Source organism: Fibrisoma montanum (genome assembly GCF_003583365.1).
GTDB lineage: Bacteria > Bacteroidota > Bacteroidia > Cytophagales > Spirosomataceae > Fibrisoma > Fibrisoma montanum.
Window position 1 is genome coordinate 61,538 of sequence record NZ_QXED01000009.1, and the last position, 14,661, is coordinate 76,198.

15 protein-coding genes are annotated in these 14,661 nt (G+C 55.2%); 10 read left to right on the forward strand and 5 right to left on the reverse strand.

Going from position 1 to position 14,661, the window contains the following annotated elements:
- Positions 1–599 precede the first annotated feature (599 nt).
- Both DYU11_RS26030 and DYU11_RS26035 read right to left on the reverse strand, forming a co-directional pair.
- Positions 600–971, reverse strand: coding sequence for a hypothetical protein (locus DYU11_RS26030; RefSeq protein ID WP_119670669.1), 372 nt, complete (start codon positions 969–971; stop codon positions 600–602).
- A 247-nt stretch (positions 972–1,218) separates the two neighbouring features.
- A complete protein-coding gene (locus tag DYU11_RS26035; RefSeq protein WP_147368037.1) occupies positions 1,219–2,088 on the reverse strand; it encodes a hypothetical protein in 870 nt (289 codons plus the stop codon).
- Positions 2,089–2,194: 106 nt separating this feature from the next.
- Between DYU11_RS26035 and DYU11_RS26040 the strand changes: the two genes are divergently transcribed.
- The 3 genes from DYU11_RS26040 to DYU11_RS26050 all read left to right on the forward strand — a co-directional run bounded on the left by DYU11_RS26040 (position 2,195) and on the right by DYU11_RS26050 (position 6,474).
- Positions 2,195–4,207: an McrB family protein gene (locus DYU11_RS26040; protein WP_119670671.1), complete on the forward strand. Its 2,013-nt coding sequence runs from the start codon at positions 2,195–2,197 to the stop codon at positions 4,205–4,207.
- Between the two features lie 40 nt (positions 4,208–4,247).
- Entirely contained in the window at positions 4,248–5,309 is a 1,062-nt protein-coding gene (locus tag DYU11_RS26045) for a galactitol-1-phosphate 5-dehydrogenase (protein WP_119670672.1), read from the forward strand.
- 82 nt (positions 5,310–5,391) lie between these two features.
- Positions 5,392–6,474, forward strand: coding sequence for an acyloxyacyl hydrolase (locus tag DYU11_RS26050; RefSeq protein WP_119670673.1), 1,083 nt, complete (start codon positions 5,392–5,394; stop codon positions 6,472–6,474).
- Positions 6,475–6,493: 19 nt separating this feature from the next.
- Here the strand turns inward: DYU11_RS26050 and DYU11_RS26055 are convergent, their stop codons facing one another.
- The gene (locus DYU11_RS26055; RefSeq protein ID WP_119670674.1) at positions 6,494–6,988 is read right to left on the reverse strand and encodes a hypothetical protein; all 495 of its coding nucleotides are present in this window, start codon (positions 6,986–6,988) and stop codon (positions 6,494–6,496) included.
- A gap of 131 nt (positions 6,989–7,119) precedes the next feature.
- Between DYU11_RS26055 and DYU11_RS26060 the strand changes: the two genes are divergently transcribed.
- From DYU11_RS26060 to DYU11_RS26075, 4 genes are all read left to right on the forward strand, one after another.
- Positions 7,120–7,860, forward strand: a complete 741-nt coding sequence (locus tag DYU11_RS26060; RefSeq protein WP_229366053.1) for a hypothetical protein — start codon at positions 7,120–7,122, stop codon at positions 7,858–7,860.
- 96 nt (positions 7,861–7,956) lie between these two features.
- Positions 7,957–8,199, forward strand: coding sequence for a TraR/DksA C4-type zinc finger protein (locus tag DYU11_RS26065; RefSeq protein WP_119670676.1), 243 nt, complete (start codon positions 7,957–7,959; stop codon positions 8,197–8,199).
- A 304-nt stretch (positions 8,200–8,503) separates the two neighbouring features.
- Positions 8,504–9,850 (forward strand): NAD(P)/FAD-dependent oxidoreductase, encoded by a 1,347-nt coding sequence (locus DYU11_RS26070; RefSeq protein WP_119670677.1) that lies wholly within the window; start codon positions 8,504–8,506, stop codon positions 9,848–9,850.
- A gap of 66 nt (positions 9,851–9,916) precedes the next feature.
- Positions 9,917–10,312 carry a hypothetical protein gene (locus DYU11_RS26075; RefSeq protein ID WP_119670678.1) on the forward strand — a complete coding sequence of 132 codons (396 nt, stop codon included), beginning with the start codon at positions 9,917–9,919 and terminating at the stop codon, positions 10,310–10,312.
- Between the two features lie 41 nt (positions 10,313–10,353).
- Here DYU11_RS26075 and DYU11_RS26080 read toward each other — a convergent pair whose 3' ends face one another.
- Together DYU11_RS26080 and DYU11_RS26085 are read right to left on the reverse strand one after the other, a co-directional pair.
- Positions 10,354–10,878 carry a 2'-5' RNA ligase family protein gene (locus tag DYU11_RS26080; RefSeq protein WP_119670679.1) on the reverse strand — a complete coding sequence of 175 codons (525 nt, stop codon included), beginning with the start codon at positions 10,876–10,878 and terminating at the stop codon, positions 10,354–10,356.
- A gap of 3 nt (positions 10,879–10,881) precedes the next feature.
- Positions 10,882–11,325 (reverse strand): OsmC family protein, encoded by a 444-nt coding sequence (locus DYU11_RS26085; protein WP_119670846.1) that lies wholly within the window; start codon positions 11,323–11,325, stop codon positions 10,882–10,884.
- A 190-nt stretch (positions 11,326–11,515) separates the two neighbouring features.
- Here DYU11_RS26085 and DYU11_RS26090 point away from each other — a divergent pair, with 190 nt between their 5' ends.
- The 3 genes from DYU11_RS26090 (at position 11,516) to DYU11_RS26100 (ending at position 14,661) form a co-directional block, all read left to right on the forward strand.
- Positions 11,516–12,286, forward strand: coding sequence for a hypothetical protein (locus DYU11_RS26090; protein ID WP_119670680.1), 771 nt, complete (start codon positions 11,516–11,518; stop codon positions 12,284–12,286).
- A gap of 190 nt (positions 12,287–12,476) precedes the next feature.
- Positions 12,477–13,355 carry a lipoyl synthase gene (gene lipA, locus DYU11_RS26095; protein ID WP_119670681.1) on the forward strand — a complete coding sequence of 293 codons (879 nt, stop codon included), beginning with the start codon at positions 12,477–12,479 and terminating at the stop codon, positions 13,353–13,355.
- Between the two features lie 88 nt (positions 13,356–13,443).
- Positions 13,444–14,661, forward strand: coding sequence for a lycopene cyclase family protein (locus tag DYU11_RS26100; RefSeq protein WP_119670682.1), 1,218 nt, complete (start codon positions 13,444–13,446; stop codon positions 14,659–14,661).

Here is a 14,661-nt window from a genome sequence, read left to right on the forward strand (position 1 = left end):
TGTTAAATCCTTCCGTGTTGTTACGACCAGCGTTAGCTCCTAAGAAAACATTCTCTTTACCAGTAATATTTTGTTGGCCGGCACTACGTCCAATAAAAGTGTTACTTTCTCCTCTTGTTGTTTTATTGCCGGCTTCTGTGCCCACAAACGTGTTGTTGTACGCAGTTGTCATACTGTACCCAGCCCGATAACCAGTAGCTACGTTATCCGATCCGGATGTATTCTCTAGGCCAGCCTCCCGGCCAATAAACGTGTTGCCAGCACCCGTAGTAGTCTTAGCACCAGTTCGGTAACCGGTAAATGTATTATCGCCACCACTGGTTATAGCATTACCTGCTCCTCGGCCCAACATAGTGTTGTACGGACCAGTCAACGTAGTATTGCCTGCTTCAATACCCACAATGGTGTTAGCAGAGCCAGGCGTAGGTGAGGAAGGGCCGGTTGCTACGTAGTTGTTCTGAGCCAGGACCGGCAGTTTACTCATCAGGAGTACAGCAATCAGCAGTAAGACGTAATAACGGTTCATGTTTGTGCAGGATTAAGCCAACGTCAGGCCGTATTGCACGACGTTGGCAGTGAAGAATGGGAATCTGACTTGTCTATTGATTGCTGTTGAGTCGGCTCTGGCTGCAATCGCCCGCATCAATACGGATGGCGCCCGACCATTTGCTCACCGACTTTCCGTTCAGTTTAGCGACTGCATCCATCGAATAGCTACCCGCCGGACGCTCCACCCGCAGTAGCATGCCGGCAATCTCCGTCTGACAATCCGGTTGCCGCCCCATCAGGTAAGGTTTGTTCAGCGTGCCCACCAGCTCACCGTTGAGCCGCACTTCAATCTGATCGAACTGGTCGGCGGCCTTGTTGGTGTAGAACTGGTAGCTGCCGGTGGCTGGTTTAACTTCATTCCGTTCGTTGCTACAGCTAACGGCCGTCAGTAAGGTAAGCAGGGCAATGACAATCGTTTTCATGGTTTGTTTTGATTAGTATCTGTTGTGTTTTGGTTAACGGTTCAAAACTAGCCTGCACAACGGTGGTAGGCGGACAACAGCCAATCAACGGGACGAACCCCCGGTCAACCCGATCGAAATCCAGTTATTCCGGCATGAAATGTAAGCACCTGAGCGAACGGTCAGCCGATCGAAAACCCATTAACCCAAAAACAGCAAAGCCACTCCGCACGGAATGGCTTTGCTCAAACGAAACACCCTTAAATACTCACTCACACTGGTAGGTAAATGCCTGGCGGCTTTTCCGGCTGATGGGCGTCGGTACGCTCAGGGTGTATGTCTGGGAGTTCTGCTCCTGAGCCGTCAGTTTGTTGTCTGCGTCGTACAGCAGGGAAATCGTAGTGGATTCACGCAGCGAACCGCGGGTGCCGTTTGCGTTAATGGCGTACGTTCTGAAGCCGCTCGGGGCTTTCTGGTGCCAGAACCGACCGGGCAATCCCTCGTTATTCTGAATCAACGCCATCACCGTCATCAGGCAGGGCTCGGGCAGGTATGTGTAGGGCGACGGATTGGCATCGAATGTATAGTCGGTTTCCTGCACCACGGCCGTACCATCAATGTAGCCGAATCGGGACCGCTCGTTGATCAGGTTACCAGTGACGTCGTAGGTGAACGTAAACGTCCGCTCGTTGATCAGCGCACCGGTGGGCAGCACCTGCCGGGCTTCCACGATCTTGCTCAGCCGCCCGGCCGGAGTGTACTCCATGGTGAACACCGTCTGGGTTCGTCCGCCACTGGCGTAGGTAGCACGGGTAGCCGGTGTATTGGCGCCGGCGAAGTCGAAGGTAATCGTGGCCTGGCTGTTTGCCGCCCGGACAAGGCGGTTGTTTTCATATACGGTCTGGAAGCTGGCTTCCTGCCGGGTTGATCGCTCAAACAGGGAAGCCAGAGCCTGTCCGTTGTAGGTAAACCCACGTTCCAGTACGTTGGTCAGGTTACCGCCTGGGTCAACATTCTGGTCGGTCATGCCTACCAGCCGGCAGACAACCGGGTCTGGATCAGATTCGCGCTTACAGGCCAGCGTAGCTACCAGCAACAGCAGCACAAGAACACGGTTCGGTAACAAAAAGGGTCTCATTTTTTGCGATCTATACACAGCAAATGTATATTGTATGAATAGGCTTACCTACTTTCTGACGGTAGAATAATGTAATTTAGCGAATTGACAAATTATTTCGAATTCAGTGGTACTTGATAGCCCTCAGCAACTGCTTCTTAATCGAATCAGCGAGATCGGCCACCCCGAGGCCATCCGGCGGTTCTTTGGGTTACTCAAAGAGTTGATCGACATCGTCAACCTGCCCAACGGCGATGCCCGGCTGGCGTTTGTTGCCGATAAAGAACGAACAATCACCGCCAACATAAATTTCTTCACGGCGCTACGCATTTTTAAACCTCATTCGAGTGAAGTTGAATACAGTCTGGTCATTAAAAAGGATTGTCTTGAAAGCTTGCCTTTTGTTGATGAAGTAGAGGTTGTCCCACTTACCGAAAAGTCTGACTATGTACTGGTAGTGATTGGCCATTCGAACGGTCACCTTATCAATAACCCTATCCTTCACAGGTGTTGGGCAGACAGCTTAGTCGACTTAACCGTTACTTCCAAGCGTGGCCCTCATGCGCTTCGACACGACTCTTTAGTCTATCAGGCAGCGGAAAATGACGGCTTGCGAGAAGAATTATTTAATCAAAGTATGCGTAAGACCAACGCACGTCGTTACTGGCTCTTGCATGCTAATCCGGATTTGTACGACATTACGGCGGAATTAACGTCTGCCACCGTATCAGAATTTAAAGTTTCTATTGGTAGTAAGGATAGAATAACCCCCGGTGATAAGTTTACGCTTTGGCGTTCTGGCAGTAATGCGGCTGTTCTCGCATTTGGTGAAGTGAAGGATAAGCCTTCGGTTCGGGTTAGAACCAAAGACGATGAACAGTTTGTCAAAAACTTTGATCGCCTGAAACGCGAACGCTGGGCTGTAACCGTCGAATACCAGGATAAATTACTCGAAGCCCCCGTTAGTAGAGATAGTATTCTTCATCACCCTGTTCTGAAAAATCTCCGTGTATTTCAGAATCCACAAGGCGTCACGAACACCGAACTGACGCACGAACAGTATCATGCGTTACGTGAGTTAGCTAATCTCAACGGCCACTACGTTGACGAGCCGGAAGCGGATTACACTACCCAGCCGCCGACTCCCGACCAGCCGCGAAACCTGATTCTGTACGGCCCGCCCGGCACGGGCAAGACCTTTGCCCTGCAACCGTATCTGCACGACGGGAAAGCCAGTTTGATTACGTTCCATCCGTCGTACAGCTACGAGGAGTTTGTGGAAGGCATCCGTCCCGAAGTAGTAGGCCATCAGGTTAGCTACCGGGTGCGGAAAGGCCTGTTTTATAAAGCCTGTCTGACGGCCGTGCAACAGGCCGGATACGCCACCCTGGCCGACTGCCTCAACGATTCGGCCGACAACCGGCGTCGGCGGCTGCAACAGGCTCCGCCCCATTACCTGCTGATCGATGAGGTCAACCGCGCCAACGTAGCGAGTGTCTTTGGGGATCTGATCACGCTGCTGGAGGATAACAAACGACTCGGCGCGGATCATGAACTCTGGCTGATGCTGCCCTACTCCCAGGAGCGCTTTGGCGTACCGGCCAATCTGTTTGTGATCGGCACCATGAACACCGCCGACCGGTCAATTGCGTTGCTGGACATCGCCCTCCGCCGACGGTTCTGCTTCCGCGAAATCCTGCCCGATCCGGCAGTGCTGGGCACAGTAGAAAGCATCGATCTTGCGGCTTTACTACAAACCATCAACGATCGCATCGAGTACCTGCTCGACCGCGATCACCAACTGGGCCACGCGTACCTGACGGGTATCGAAACCGTTGCCGATCTGTGCGGTGCCTTCCGAAACCGGATTATCCCGCTGCTGCAGGAATACTTCTTCAACGACTGGGCGAAAATCCAGTTAGTGCTGGGCGACAATCCAGCCTGGGGCAAGGCACCGGAGCAGCGCCTGATCTGGGTCAAGAAAAAGTACACTCCGTCGCTGATCAGCAGCCTGTTCGGCGAAGTACCCGATATGGCTGACGACGTAGTGACCTACGAGGTCAATCCGCACCTGCTGCGGGGCGAGTACGAGCAGATACCGAACGAAGCGTTTATACACATTTACCAGAAACCAGCGTAGCGGCTTGCGGCCTGTGCTACGTTGATCGACGTACTACATCATGAAAGCTCTTGTTCTGACTGAATACAATCACCTTTCCGTACAGGAAATGCCCAAGCCGGCTATCAAACCCAACGAGGTACTGGTACGTGTGCAGGCCGTTGGTATCTGCGGCTCCGACGTTCATGGTATGGACGGCAGCAGCGGACGCCGGATTCCTCCCATCGTGATGGGCCACGAAGCCTCCGGTATTATTGCTGAAGTCGGCGACGATGTCCGGAGCTGGTCCGTGGGCGACCGCGTTACGTTCGACTCGACCGTGTATGCCCTCGACGACTGGTACAGCCGCCGGGGTATGTACAACCTCAGCGACGGCCGCGAGGTGGTGGGCGTGTCGACGCCGGATTTCAAACGGCAGGGCGCATTTGCGGAGTTTGTGGCCATTCCTCACCACATCCTGTACGCCATTCCGGACAATGTATCGTTTACGCAGGCCGCGCTGGTCGAACCCGTGGCCGTAGCCCTGCACGCCCTCAGCCTCACCCCGATTCAGGTCAACGATTCGGCCGTGGTAGTAGGCGCGGGCATGATTGGTCTGTTCGTCATCCAGGCCCTGAAACTGGCCGGCTGCGGAACCATCATCGCCATCGACCTCGACGACGACCGGCTCGCCCTGGCTCAGAAGCTGGGGGCCACCCACATAATTAACGCCGGAGCGCCGGACCGCGGAACGCCGAACAGCGGAGCGCCGGACGTAGCGAAGCAGGTACAGGCGCTCACGCAGGGCCGCGGGGCCGACGTATCGTTTGAAGTGGTCGGTGCCGGTCCGACCGTCAAAACCGCCATTGACTGCGTTCGGAAAGGGGCTACCGTAACGCTGGTCGGCAACCTCGCCCCGTCCGTTGACATACCGCTTCAGGCGGTGGTCACGCGGCAACTGCGGTTGCAGGGCTCCTGCGCGATCAACGGTGAATACGAAGCGGCTCTGGCGCTGATTTCGTCGGGTCGTATCAACGTCGAGGCAATTCTGAGCGCCGAAGTACCACTGGCAGAGGGACCCGATTGGTTCAAGCGACTCTACGAAAAGGAAAAAGGCCTGATTAAGGTCGTGTTGAAGCCGTAAATGCTTAGGGCAAGGGGTTTGGGGCAGGGGTGACGATTTACCCTAAGCTCTTTTCCCCAAGCCCCTTGCCCAAGCCTGTATCATGAAAGCCCTATTGCTTCTAACCTGGTTAGGATCGGCGGCTGATCCCACGGAACCGGACTCCGTGCTGCGACAGATTGGTGTACGTACTCAAACTGGTTTCATCATTCCGCACGCAGCCGATCTGAAGGAAATCTCGCAGTCGCGACCCTTGGGCGTCGAGCTGACGTACAGCCGCATGGCCATCACTCAGGAAGCCTACGATCGCTGCAACTGCTTTGCCCGCATTGGCGCTTACGTCAACTACGTAGCGTTCAACAACCCCGCCGAACTGGGGCGCACCTTCGGGCTGGGCGGTTATTTCGAGCCGTTGATCAACTACCGCAAACCGCTGTATTTTTCGGTGCGGGCCACGGCCGGGCTGGCCTACCTGACGCGGGTCTACGACGCTGACACCAACCCGCGCAATACGTTCTTCAGCCACCCGATCAGTGGGCTTCTGGCCTTGTCGTTCAAGACGCACCTCCGCCTTTCGTCCCGGCTTCACGCCGAGGTTGGGGCCGACTACAATCACATTTCCAACGGCGGTACGCGCCAGCCGAACCGGGGCATGAACTTCCCGACGGTATCGGCAGGCGTTACGTACCACCCGGCGCAGACGGCGTTTCCTGATCCTCGCAACTGGTCACGTCCGGCGCTGGCCCGTCGGTTCATAAAGCGCGTACTCGCCTTTGGTTCCATCCGTACGGTTCCGCAAACGGCACTATTTCCCGAACGGGCCGAACCGCTTTGGGGCCTGACGGCCACGGCCGGCTACCGGGTCAGTCGGCTGAGCGCCTTCACGGGTGGGCTGGAGTTTGCCGATGATGGCTATACCCGCGAACAACTCCGACGCGAAAACCGCGACGTTGACCACCGGCGCATGGCGCTGCTGGGCGGTTATGAATTATGGCTGGGCCGGTACGTTTTCTCGACCCACCTCGGCTACAATGCTTACCAGCCCAGCCAGTCCCGCAGCGAGCGTGTGTTCCAGCGGTATCAACTCCTCTACACCCTGCAGGACCGCTGGGTATTGGGTGTTGGCCTGAAAGCCATCCTGAACACCGCCGAGGGTTTCGACGTTCGGGCGGGCGTTCGATTTTAGTCCGCGTACGGTACGATCCTTATTTTTCAGCCTCCTTGCGGGCCTCTTTCGCCTTTTTGGTGTTGGCGGTCCGGGGTTTCCCCTCCGCCGACGCCTTCAGCTTCTTGGCATTAGTGGCTTTACGCTGCGCGGGGGTCAGTTTTTCCCAGGCTTCGGCGGGCAGGTAGCGGGCCGTTTTGTCGCCTTTGTCGGCGGGTTTGCCGTCTTCGGTGCGCCAGTCCTGGTCGGTCCACTCTTCCAGGTGCTTCTGCGATTCGGTCCGCTCGTCGCTTTTGTAGGTGCCCCCGGCTTTTTCGTATTCGTGCGTCAATAACTGAGCTTTTCGGGCGCTCCACTGACCGGGTTTCCCACCCTTGTCGCCCTCCATGATTTCGTTTTTCAGCTTCTCGCGCAGCTTTGGGTCAGTGTAGTTGTCATCAGACTTTTTTGAACGGCTGCTCGCTTTGGACTTAGTGTCGTCCTTCTTAGTCTTCGAAGCCGGCTTCTTTTCATCGGTTTTGGTTTTGGTCGCCATTGTTGTTTGCTGCTTAGTGATCAACCGTTAACCGACTGTACGCGAAAAAGTTGATGGCGCCGGCAGGCACTGGATAGAGATTTTAACCATTCGATAGCTTTCAGGTTAAATTGATTGACAGCGTTATGAAAATGAAACAAGTACGTGAAGCAGTTGGGTTAATTTTTTTGGTAGTTCAGTCGTTGACCGCCCTATCGCAGCCTGACAGCAAGCAGGCGGCCGACACGACGCGTGCTATCAGTGAACGCCCAACCCGCGCTGCACTCATTGCCGAAACTGACCAGCGGTTTTTCTATTTCAGCGACTCCCGCAACGAGGCTAATCGCTGGGTTCCCATCAATGTGTGGGGGGCCCGGGTGGGCATGCTGCTTCCGGCGGCCTATAAAATCGGCGTCGGTGTTTACTACGCCAACCAGCAGATCAGCAAGCCCGGCCTGATTCCCGAAACATCGGCGTCGGTCCGGCGGCAATTATATTATCTGACTGCCTACTATGAGCCTTACCTGTACCGCAAAAAGTTGTGGGAGCTGAGCCTGCTGACCGAACTGGGCTGGGGTTACTCCCAATACGAACGCATCGACAACCCGGCGCTGGAGCAGGAACTGGCCAAAGGAAATTTCATGCCCGCCGGCCTGGGCGTTTCCTTCTCCGTTAAAATGCCTACCATCCGTGGTTTTCGGCCGCTGCGCTGGTTCGGCGTCAATTTCCTGTCGGGCTACCGGTTCATCCTGAAAAAAGACATTCCCGCCAGTCAGATCAACTACAATGGCCTTTACTACTCCATCGGTCCGGCCTTCTTCCTCGACCGTTTCACAGCCGATTACCGGGCGTGGCGCAACCAGCGAAAAGCACGGCGGTCGGCAGAGAAATAATTTGTACATTTCCTATCAAAATGATCAATAATACGCAATTTTACTGCACTATTTTATGAAGCCGGGTGTTTTATTAATGTACTACTCAGTAACGTTATGTATTGTATCAAGTGCGGTCAATCCATTCCTGAAGCGCGTCTGAAAGCTGTTCCCGGCACCAAGACCTGCGTTCGTTGTTCGTCAGCCCAGCGGGTGGCTGGCTTCCCGCTCATCACGGGCAAGACGGAGTACTCGGCCTTACAGATCGTATCACAGCAGGAAGCCCAGCAATTGCATAAGATGGGAGCCCGGCGCGGTACGGGTGCCTCTACCTACATGAAGAAAGAAAAGCGGACGTAGTGCCGCCATCACCGCCGTAACTTTTTAATTTTCTGGATTTTGGCCGGGCCATTTAGGCAGGTTAGCGGCCGGTTCCCACGGGAACCGGCCGCTTTGGTTTAAGCCCGGTTCGGTCTCGTCCGGTCAGACGTACCGTCAGACCTTGGCTGGAATATTTCGGTCTGACGGTACGTCAGACCGCCGATGTTCGTCAACAATCAGGGGAGTGCGCGCAGACGTATCCTCAAACTGCATTCCACATAGTCGGGCTATCTGTCAGCTGGCCGACATACAAACTGCCGGCAATTGCGTACATTTAGCCACTATGCGCCATATCGTTATCCTCGGCAACGGCATATCAGGTATTACGGCTGCCCGCGAAATTCGTAAGCACAGCGATGACCAGATTACGGTCATTTCTTCCGAAACCGATCACTTCTACTCACGAACGGCCCTGATGTACATTTACATGGGGCACCTCGAATACCATCATACCAAACCGTACGAGGACTGGTTCTGGGCGAAGAACCGGATTGCGCTGGTTCGGCAGTCGGTAGAATCCATCGATTTTGCCCAGAAAGAAGTCTACTGGGAGAAAGGCAGCCTGCACTACGATGTGCTCGTGCTGGCGGTGGGATCGAAACCCAACTTTTTCGGGTGGCCTGGGCAGGAGCTGGCGGGCGTTCAGGGATTGTACGGCATTCCGGATCTGGAACGTATGGAAGCGGCCACTAAAGGCATTAAACAGGCGGTGGTCGTTGGCGGTGGGTTGATCGGCATCGAACTGTGCGAAATGCTGTTGTCGCGCGGCATCCACGTTACGTTTCTGGTGCGGGAGAAAAGCTTCTGGAACAGCGTACTGCCCGACGGCGAATCGGCGCTGGCGAGTCGGCACATTCGGGAACACCACGTAGACCTGCGAACAAACACCGAGTTACAGGAAATCCTCGGCGACGGCACCGGCCGCGTTCGGGCGGTTGTGACAACGGCCGGCGAGGAGCTACCCGCGCAGTTTGTGGGCGTCGCGGTGGGCGTCAGGCCCAACATCGACCTCCTGAAAGAAACGCCACTGGAAACCGACCGGGGCATTTTGGTAAACCAGTACCTGGAAACCAATCTGCCCGATGTGTATGCGATCGGCGACTGTGTGCAGCACCGCACTCCCCCAACCGGCCGCAAGGCGCTGGAACAGATCTGGTACACCGGCCGCATCATGGGCGAAACCGTTGCGCAAACCATACTGGGCCATCGGACGGCCTACCAACCCGGCGTCTTTTTTAACTCGGCCAAGTTCTTCGACATTGAATACCAGACGTACGGCCTGGCCCCGGCGCACCTCCGCGACCACAGCCACCTGCGCACCTTTTACTGGGAACACGCCGACGGCCGGAAAGCCATGCGCTTTTATTACAAAGCCGACGATCAGGTCATTGTTGGGGTCAATACGGTAGGAATCCGGCAGCGGCAGGCTGTCTGGACCCAGTGGATCACCGACCATCGAACCATTCAATATGTTCTGGAGCACCTGCCCCAGGCCAACTTTGACCCGGAGTTTTACAAACAGCACGAAGCCGACATCCTGGCCAGTTTCAACGCGGCCAATCCGGAGAACACGGTTCGACTGAAAGCCAGAAAAGGGTTATTTAGCTGGCTAAGTGAACAGATGAGTTAAGGTATATACAGCAGTCGGATCAGCCGACGTTACTACATGACAGTCTGTTTCAACTTGCGATCTGTTATGAAAAAATGGGTACTCATCGGGCTTATCAGCCTGTTTGGCACCCGGGCATCGGCTCAGGTGCTGGTGGGCGGGGTTAACATCAACGAGAAAGACATTACGTATTGCCAGCTGATTGGATCGAACCGGTCCGGTGGGTTATCGACCACCCGCATCTGGATCGACTACGGCCAGCCCCGTTTTGCGGCTACTCCGTTCAACCAGCCGGCTATCAGTGGCCCCGATGGTGTTGCGATAGACTTTCCGACGGTTATGGCCGCCCTGAACTTCATGACCCGCAACGGCTGGGAATTAGTTTCGTGGCAGCTGGCTTCCGACAAAGAAGGGGGCGAGGGGCGGTTCGTTTATCTGCTCAGAAAGCGGGGAAATCAGACCAGCCAGGATCAGGGCCGGTAAACGAATTCAGTCTGCTTTTGGCGGGGTTAGCAACCGGGTAGTTACGTCCCGCCAAACATAAACTGCTGCTCCACGACCCACCCCTGGCCGGTATGCCGAAGCAGGGCGAATGCATCGGCGGTAAACCTGCGGTCGTAAGACTGAGCGGAAAAATACGCCCAGGCTCCCGGAAAGGCGCTCTGCGTCAAATCCCGGAATGCAACCGTCATGTGGGGATGAAAAGGTCGCCGGTCGGGTTCGACAGCATAGGTCGTTCGGCAAAATTCGGCAATCTGCTGCTGGCAGGCGGATAAGAATTCGGACGGCAGAACGTTGACAAAAATAACGCGTCGGCCAAAGCGGTCGAAGTCACGGAGCGATACGGGAAACGGTACCTGGCGATCGGCCAGCGTCTGCAAGGGAGCGAAATCAGTCTGATCCCTGCGAAACGGCGGAATCAGCGTGATGTGCGGGGGCGACCGTAGCGCATGGCCGGAACCGAACCGTTCCAGCGCGGTTTGTTTGAAAGCCGTTACCTCCCGCTGAATATCGGCAGGAGGCAACAGAGCGATGAAATAAAGCTGCACAAATCAGACCGCTTCCGCAACCTCCCACCGGATCGTTACGTCCTGTACAATATCTGGATGCAGGCTGATGGCTACCGGACACGTATGCGCAATTTTTTCCAGCCGGGCGCGGGTATCGTCGCTGGGCAGAAAAGGACCGTCGCTGTTATTGGCCCGGAGCGTCAGTTGGATTTCGATGCGGGCAATACGCCGGGGAGCATCGCTGGACATCACCTTCGTGACCGTCAGTTCGCTTCCCTTCAGGTCGATACCATCGCGCCGGGCGTTGATTCCCATGGTGGTGATGATGCACGTACCGAGCGCGTTAGCCACGAGATCGGTCGGCGAAAAGGCTTCCCCGCGCCCCTGGTTGTCGGTGGGAGCGTCGGTGTTGATTGTAGTACCCGATTGCAGGTGTGTACATTCGGTGCGCAGATCGCCCAGATAGTCAATGTGAATCGTTGGCATGTTGGAGATTCGATTTTTACGTAAGCAGCCGGTCAGCCGGCATCGGTAACCCTGAACAAACAGAGTAACAGGCTGAACCACTGAAATTACCCAAACATAAAAATTATGAATTGGTTACCCTAATAGTACTACTGCGTTATGTTGGGAATTCGTTGAACTTTAGTACTTTTAATTCACGATTTTTACAAAAATGCGAACGATATACAAAGCACTGAGTGTAGCGCTGGGCTGGTGTCTGCTGGTTGCTGGCGGGGTTTCGGCACAGAATCTCGACTCAGACGAAGATAATTACCAGACCATCACCACCTACGGCGTCACGACAAACACGAATTCCGGTATTCTGGGCGGTTTTTCGTTTCGGCAGGCTAAACTCCTGCCTACCCAGTTGTTCGGCATGAAGCAGTACCGGTACCTCAGCGTTGAACTGGTCAACGTGAAGCACCCGAAAGAATTTCAGTCCAACAACGGCATTACCGGCTCGCGCTACATCGACGGGAAGCAGAACTACCTGTTCGTGTTGCGGCCGCAGTATGGCCGGGAGGTGAAGCTGTTCGAACGGGGTCCCGACGAGGGCGTTGCCGTGAGCGGCATCATAGCCGCCGGTCCGTCGCTGGGTATCATCAAGCCGTATTACGTGCAGATTCAGGAAGGCAACCAAACGCGTACCGTTCCCTACTCCTCACTGGCTACCATCGGCGCTACCCCTGTTGGCTCCGGCGGTCTGTTTCAGGGCATCGGCCAGTCGAAACTAACGGTCGGCCTTCACCTAAAAACGGCCCTGAGCTTCGAACTCAGCACCTTCCGCACCAATACGACCGGCATCGAGATCGGCTTCCTGACCGAACTTTTCCCGCAAAAAATCATCATCATGCCCGGCAACGACCCCACCAATCCGGATGAGGGTAACCGAAGCTTCTTCACGTCCGGCTACGTAACGCTCTACTTCGGCTCGAAGAAATAAAAGTTTGAAGGAGGAAAAGGAGGAGGGAGGAAAGGAGAAAAGGGACTAATCAATTCCTTTCTCCTTCCCTCCCTCTCTCCTTTCCTTCTCCCTCTCTCCTTTCCTCCTCTCCTCCTTTCCTCCCGTCTTTCTCCTTTTCCTTGAACTTTACGGCGGGAAAAGTAATTTTGTTGGAAAGGATTGTGGAGCCATGATCGAACTACCTGTAATACCCTCCGAACAACAACGTAAGAAACGGCCGGACTGGCTGCGCGTGAAGCTGCCGATCGGCCCGGAATACGCTAAAGTTCGAAAACTGGTCGATACCTATAAACTGCATACCATCTGCGAGAGCGGCAACTGCCCGAACATGGGCGAATGCTGGGGTGCCGGTACGGCCACGTTTATGATTCTGGGCAACGTCTGCACCCGGAGCTGTACGTTCTGCGCTGTAGCTACGGGCCGCCCCAACGAATACGACACCGACGAACCCCGGCGCGTGGCCGAAGCCATCGTGCTGATGAAGGTCAAGCACGCCGTGATTACGTCCGTAAACCGCGATGAGCTGAAAGACCGGGGTGCTGAAATCTGGTACCAGACCGTGCGACTGGTAAAAGAAGCGTCGCCAACAACAACGATTGAAACCCTGATTCCCGACACAAAAGGAAACTGGGAGGCCCTGGAACGGATGATTTCGGCCGGGCAGGAAGTCGTTTCGCATAATATGGAAACCGTAGAACGGCTGTATCGCCGGGTGCGTCCGCAGGCCAGATACGAACGCAGTCTGGAGCAGATTCGCCGGACGAAGCTGTATGGCCAGCGCACGAAATCGGGCATCATGCTCGGCTTGGGCGAAACCCACGACGAGGTGTTTAAAGCCATGGACGACCTGGTCGAAAACGGCCTGGATATCCTGACGCTCGGCCAGTACCTGCAGCCGACCAAGATGCACCACGAGGTGATTGAGTGGATTCACCCCGATACGTTTGCCATGTACCGCGAAGAAGGTCTGAAACGCGGCCTCAAATACGTTGAATCCGGACCGCTGGTGCGGTCGAGCTACCACGCCGAACGACACGTGCTGGTGTAGATTTAACAGAATAGTTGCAAACAATTCGGCGTAACTGTTATTTAGTAGTAAAGTCCGGGCGATCCGTTCCGGACTTTTCTTTTGCCGCATGAAAAAATACGACTTCATCATCGCCGGGGGCGGCATGGCGGGTTTAAGTCTGGCGTATTATCTGAGTCAGTCACCCCTGAGTGATCGCTCGATCCTGATTCTTGACCGTGATTCCAAAGATCGCAACGACCGTACCTGGTGTTTCTGGGAACAGGGCGCCGGGCCATTTGAGTCAATTGTGTTCCGGAAATGGCGTACGGTCGATTTTCACGGCACTACCTATGCCGGGCCGATCGATATGGGTGATTATCAGTACAAGATGCTGCGCGGCATCGACTTCTACGACTTTATGCGGGAAAAGCTGAGCGCTCACAGCAACATTGAGTTTCAGCAGGCGACCATCAACCGGATTAAGGATACCCCCCAGGGTGGGTTTGTGATCGCCAACGATGAGCCCTACATCGCCGATTACGTTTTCGACAGTACGTTTGCCCTGAAAATGAACCAGCCCGAAAACCATAATTTGCTGCAGCATTTTCGGGGGTGGGTCATTCGTACCGAAAAGCCCTGCTTTGACCCCGATCGCCCGCGCATTATGGATTTTCGGGTAGAGCAGCACGGCGATTGCCGGTTTGTTTACGTCCTGCCGTTCGACGAACGAACCGCGCTGGTAGAGTTCACGCTGTTCAACGATAAGCTCCTGACCGAAGAAGATTACGAAAACGTACTGCGCCGGTATATTGAGCAGCACATCGATACGGGCACCATAATTCAGGGTCAGGAGTGGCTCAAGGACACCGGCCCCGTGGATGAATACATCGATACCCGAACGTACCAGATCAGTGAGGTCGAAACCGGTGTCATTCCCATGACCGATGAACCGACGCAGGAAAACCCTTCGGATCATATTGTTCGTATCGGAACGGCGGGCGGATATACCAAAGCCTCGACCGGCTACACCTTCCAGCGGACCCAGCGCTACCTCCGTGCTATTGTGGATAATCTCGTCGCGACGGGTCGACCCAACCGCCAGACGACGTGGTTTAGCCGGCGGTTTAAACTGTACGACAGCGTTTTTCTGAACGTACTGGAGAAACACCGCCACCCGGCCGACGATGTCTTTACGCGGGTGTACGTGGAAAATCCGCACCGAGTTTTCAAATTCCTCGATGAAGACACCCGCCTGCCGGAAGAACTGAAACTGTTTACGACCATGCCGTGGTGGCCGTTCACGTCCGCCTTCTTTGACGTACTGCGTCGGCGGTGGTTTGGGTAG

Bases quoted from the DNA above. Each gene is read 5' to 3' on its own strand.
- DYU11_RS26065 (WP_119670676.1), top strand. From the start codon at position 7,957: ATGTATTGTATCAAGTGCGGTCAATCCATTCCTGAAGCGCGTCTGAAA.
- DYU11_RS26035 (WP_147368037.1), bottom strand. From the start codon at position 2,088: ATGAGACCCTTTTTGTTACCGAACCGTGTTCTTGTGCTGCTGTTGCTG.
- DYU11_RS26100 (WP_119670682.1), top strand. From the start codon at position 13,444: ATGAAAAAATACGACTTCATCATCGCCGGGGGCGGCATGGCGGGTTTA.
- DYU11_RS26070 (WP_119670677.1), top strand. From the start codon at position 8,504: ATGCGCCATATCGTTATCCTCGGCAACGGCATATCAGGTATTACGGCT.
- lipA (WP_119670681.1), top strand. From the start codon at position 12,477: ATGATCGAACTACCTGTAATACCCTCCGAACAACAACGTAAGAAACGG.
- DYU11_RS26085 (WP_119670846.1), bottom strand. From the start codon at position 11,325: ATGCCAACGATTCACATTGACTATCTGGGCGATCTGCGCACCGAATGT.
- DYU11_RS26055 (WP_119670674.1), bottom strand. From the start codon at position 6,988: ATGGCGACCAAAACCAAAACCGATGAAAAGAAGCCGGCTTCGAAGACT.
- DYU11_RS26090 (WP_119670680.1), top strand. From the start codon at position 11,516: ATGCGAACGATATACAAAGCACTGAGTGTAGCGCTGGGCTGGTGTCTG.
- DYU11_RS26030 (WP_119670669.1), bottom strand. From the start codon at position 971: ATGAAAACGATTGTCATTGCCCTGCTTACCTTACTGACGGCCGTTAGC.
- DYU11_RS26075 (WP_119670678.1), top strand. From the start codon at position 9,917: ATGAAAAAATGGGTACTCATCGGGCTTATCAGCCTGTTTGGCACCCGG.
- DYU11_RS26060 (WP_229366053.1), top strand. From the start codon at position 7,120: ATGAAACAAGTACGTGAAGCAGTTGGGTTAATTTTTTTGGTAGTTCAG.
- DYU11_RS26045 (WP_119670672.1), top strand. From the start codon at position 4,248: ATGAAAGCTCTTGTTCTGACTGAATACAATCACCTTTCCGTACAGGAA.
- DYU11_RS26050 (WP_119670673.1), top strand. From the start codon at position 5,392: ATGAAAGCCCTATTGCTTCTAACCTGGTTAGGATCGGCGGCTGATCCC.